Origin of the sequence: Selenomonas sp., assembly GCF_052169755.1 — a bacterium.
Taxonomy (GTDB): domain Bacteria; phylum Bacillota; class Negativicutes; order Selenomonadales; family Selenomonadaceae; genus Selenomonas.
In genome coordinates this window covers 1-4001 of record NZ_JBQNBV010000159.1, presented here as the reverse complement: position 1 = coordinate 4001, position 4001 = coordinate 1, and the positions used below count along the sequence as shown (strand labels likewise).

General features: G+C 55.7%; 4 protein-coding genes. 3 read left to right on the top strand and 1 reads right to left on the bottom strand.

Features of this window, described 5'->3' with window-relative positions:
* The first annotated feature begins 2 nt into the window (after positions 1-2).
* From ACTTKG_RS09540 to ACTTKG_RS09530, 3 genes are all read left to right on the top strand, one after another.
* Positions 3-1166 carry a YibE/F family protein gene (locus ACTTKG_RS09540; RefSeq protein WP_442673971.1) on the top strand — a complete coding sequence of 388 codons (1164 nt, stop codon included), beginning with the start codon at positions 3-5 and terminating at the stop codon, positions 1164-1166.
* A gap of 11 nt (positions 1167-1177) precedes the next feature.
* Positions 1178-1609, top strand: a complete 432-nt coding sequence (locus ACTTKG_RS09535) for a PaaI family thioesterase (RefSeq protein WP_442673970.1) — start codon at positions 1178-1180, stop codon at positions 1607-1609.
* 173 nt (positions 1610-1782) lie between these two features.
* Complete coding sequence (locus tag ACTTKG_RS09530; RefSeq protein ID WP_442673969.1) at positions 1783-3243, top strand: nicotinate phosphoribosyltransferase; 1461 nt, start codon at positions 1783-1785, stop codon at positions 3241-3243.
* A 96-nt stretch (positions 3244-3339) separates the two neighbouring features.
* Here the strand turns inward: ACTTKG_RS09530 and ACTTKG_RS09525 are convergent, their stop codons facing one another.
* Positions 3340-3711 (bottom strand): hypothetical protein, encoded by a 372-nt coding sequence (locus tag ACTTKG_RS09525; RefSeq protein ID WP_442673968.1) that lies wholly within the window; start codon positions 3709-3711, stop codon positions 3340-3342.
* Positions 3712-4001 lie beyond the last annotated feature (290 nt).

The window sequence follows — 4001 nt, the reverse complement described above, 5'->3', positions numbered from 1 at the left end:
CTATGAAAATCCAACCGCAGCCGCGCCGTTTGAGCGCATTTCTTGCCTTTTGCTTTTTCCTTTCCCTCGCCGTTTACGGGCTTTTCCACCTGCCGGGCGGCGAAGGAGACGAGCCGCCGACGTACAAGGCGCAGATCCTCGCTGTCGAAAAAAGTGCGAACGATATGGAAAAATTCGCACCGGGCAGCGAAAAATATTATGTGACGGTTCGCTTAGACTCCGGTCCCGCCGAAGGCGAAGAAGCACGCATCGTCCATCGCACACTCAACAATCCTGCATTTGACATCCATCCGAAGGAGGGCGAGAGCATCCTCGTGCGCGAAGAGCACGGAACCTACGCCATCGTCGATTACGACCGTCTGCCCGGCGTTCTCTGGCTGCTCTTGGGATTTGCGCTCGTCTTGATCCTCTTCGGCGGTGTAACAGGGCTAAAGGCGCTCTGCGTGCTGCTCTTCGCCGTCTTTCTCATCGCCAAAGGACTCATATCGCTGATCCTCTTCTCGCCGACGCACATCCTGCTCTGGACATTTCTCATCGGCTCCGCTATCACGCTCAGCACACAGCTCGTGGTCAACGGCGTCAATATGAAGTCGGCTGGCGCGATCATCGGCACGATCGGCGGCATCCTCGTCGCAGGGCTGCTCGCACTCCTTGCGATCCACTTCACCTATTTGACAGGCATCGCCGAGGAGCACGCGGGGATGCTCAAGGTACTGTATCTGAAGGATGTCGACTTTCGCGAGCTGCTCTTTTCCGGCATCGTCCTCGGCGCACTCGGCGCGGTCATGGACGTCGCCGTGTCCATCGCGTCCGCGCAGTGCGAGATGAAAAACCTCGCGCCCAAAACATCGTTCACCGTGCTCGTCGCTTCGGGGCTTGCCGTCGGGCGCGACGTCATGGGCACGATGGCGAACACACTCGTACTCGCTTACATCGGCGGCGCACTGCCTTTGATGCTGCTGCTCTTCTCGCAGCCGAACCTCTCCTTCGTCCATATCGCAAACCTCGACATGATCGCAACGGAGATCGTCCGTTCACTCATCGGCAGCATCGGACTGCTCTTCGCCATACCCATCACGGCATACGCGACCGCGTTCCTCGTGACGCGCCCCGCATCGAAAAAACGTCGCTCTTCAAAAAATAAGGAGACGCTTGAGGAAAAATAAGGAGGCTTCTTATGGATTTCCCTTTGACACAAAGACAACAGGAGATCATTCGGTTTTACCACCTCAATCCGTTCATCGAGTACCTGCACGCAGGCGTCGTGCCGAAAAACGACGGCACGGTCGAGCTTCGGCTGACGATCGAGCCGGAGCACACGAACCTCTACAACATCGTGCATGGCGGCGTTCTGATGACGCTCGCCGACACGGCGATGGGCGCCGCCGCACTTGCACGAAACAAGAAGGTCGTGACGATGTCGCTCTCAATGGACTTCATGCACGCCGTGCCGCTCGCCAAGACGATCATCGCGACGGGCGTCTGTCTGCACGACGGCAAGCACGCGATGACCTTGGAGAGTGAGATCAAGGACGAGGACGGCAAGATCTACGCCAAGGGACACGGCACGTTCTACGTACTCGGCAAGTTCCTGGAGGACGAGGATTGACCTGTACTTTTAAGGAACGACGCTGTTTCCCCGATAAAGGAATATAGAAATCCTTGATAAATTCAGCACTTCCTTGAGAAACCGTCGAGCAAGTCGGCGGTTTCTCCCGTTTTCGTCGACAAGAAGCGACCGATTCGCCGCTCCTGCGGCATCGAAAAGAAAGGACAATCTCAATGGCACAGTTTGAATCGCGCAACATCACGATGATGATGGATCTCTACGAGCTGACGATGGCGTACGGCTATTTCCGCGAGGGCGAGGAGGCTAGGAAAGCACGTGCCTCCTTCGACGTCTTCTTCCGCCGCCACCCCGACGGCGGCGGCTTCTCCATCTTCGCGGGGCTTGAGCAGATCGTCGAATACATCGAGGCGATGCACTTTTCCGCCGCTGACATCGACTATCTGCGCTCGCTCTCGCTCTTCGACGAAGACTTCCTCGACTACCTCGCGCACTACCGCTTCACGGGCGACATCCGCGCATTTCGCGAGGGCACGATCATGTACCCCGAAGAGCCGATCCTCACCGTGACCGCGCCCATCATCGACGCACAGCTCGTCGAGACGGCGCTCCTCGCCGAGATCAACCACCAGTCGCTCATCGCGACGAAGACGCGCCGCATCGTGCGAGCGGCAGGCGGGCGCATCGTCTCCGACTTCGGCGCACGCCGCGCACACAACGTCGACGCCGCCGTCTACGGCGCACGCGCCGCCTACATCGGCGGCGCGGCGTCGACGGCGACGGTGCTCGCGGGCCAGCTCTTCGGCATCCCCGTCAGCGGCACGATGGCGCACAGCTGGGTCATGTACTATGACGACGAATACACGGCATTCAAGAAATATGCCGAGACGTACCCCGACAACGCCGTCTTCCTCGTCGATACCTACGACGTCATACACTCCGGCGTGCCGAACGCCATCCGCGTCGCCAAAGAGGTGCTCGCACCGCTCAAAAAACGACTCAAAGGCGTGCGCATCGACTCGGGCGACCTCGCCTATCTCTCCAAGCGTGTGCGCATCATGCTCGACGACGCCGATCTCTCCGACTGCAAAATCATCGCTTCGAACAGTCTCGACGAATACACGATCTCCTCGATCCTCAACGCGCAAGGCGGCAAGATTGACGCATTCGGCGTCGGTGAAAGGCTCATCACATCGAAAAGCGAGCCTGTATTCGGCGCCGTCTACAAACTCGCCTCCGTAGAAAAAGACGGTGAAACTCTGCCAAAAATCAAAGTGTCCGAAACCGTCGAAAAAATCACAAACCCCGGACAAAAAAAAGTCTATCGTATCTATGACGAAGAAGGGCACGCCATCGCCGACCTGCTGACGCTTGCCGACGAAACGCCCGACATGACGAAGCCCTATCGCTACATCGACCCCAAAAAGCCGTGGAAGCACCGCTTCTTCACGAACTGCACGGCGCACGAACTGCAAGAAGACGTCATCAAGGACGGCAAATGCGTGTCAAAGCAGCCGTCGCTCGAAAACATCCGCGCCTACGTCAAGGAACAGCTAGAAAAAGAAATCTGGCAGGAAGAACAGCGCTTCGAAAACCCACACACGCACTATCTCGACATGAGTCCCGCCTACTACGAAATGAAACTCAAACTGCTGAACGAAATGCAGCAGTATTGACCGCCGGAAAGTATCCGGCAAAAAGCCCCATACACCCGATAAATGTCGAGTGCATGGGGCTTTCCCTATTTTCAAAGAAACGCTTGCAGCATCCCCTCACAAAGAACCATCGCGGCGCAGCATCAAACTGCCATCGAGGAATATATAATCGTTTTCATCACCAAAAATTCGCCAATCCATCTGCAGTTTGCGCTCACCCTCTGCTTCAAGAACCCAGAAAACTGTCGTGCCCATAGTGGTGCGATCGACGAGATCCTCGTAATTCACGATCTCACAGCCATTGATCTTTCGCCCCTTGATCTCCAGCACGAGATGCCCTTTCGGATTGAGCCAATCCCCCTGCAAAAGCTTCAAACGAGTCTCCATGCCGCCCGTCTGCGGCGCCGTAGGCAGCTGCGGAGCCGCCCCCGCTAAAGCTATCGGAAGAAGCAGCAAAGTACAGAAGATAAACAAAAACACTTTTCGCATGATTCGTCCCTCCCAACATCGTATGGATTCCTAAGGACTTCTTACTATCTGAATTCTCTAAAAAAATATTTTTCCCTGCTTTAAAATATTTTTTTCTGATCGTTTTTGATAAATTATCTATTTGCCTTTTGTGTAGACACCTTCATCTGCCCTTCGGGCTTGACTTCTTGGACTTTCATAGTAAGCTGCACGCACAAACGTCCACTTCGTAGACATTGTGCCCCGCCCTTAATGAAAGTTACCCAATCAGTCGGCGCCCTTCGGGCTTGACTTCTTGGACTTTCATAGTA

Bases quoted from the DNA above. Each gene is read 5' to 3' on its own strand.
- ACTTKG_RS09540 (WP_442673971.1), top strand. From the start codon at position 3: ATGAAAATCCAACCGCAGCCGCGCCGTTTGAGCGCATTTCTTGCCTTT.
- ACTTKG_RS09535 (WP_442673970.1), top strand. From the start codon at position 1,178: ATGGATTTCCCTTTGACACAAAGACAACAGGAGATCATTCGGTTTTAC.
- ACTTKG_RS09530 (WP_442673969.1), top strand. From the start codon at position 1,783: ATGGCACAGTTTGAATCGCGCAACATCACGATGATGATGGATCTCTAC.
- ACTTKG_RS09525 (WP_442673968.1), bottom strand. From the start codon at position 3,711: ATGCGAAAAGTGTTTTTGTTTATCTTCTGTACTTTGCTGCTTCTTCCG.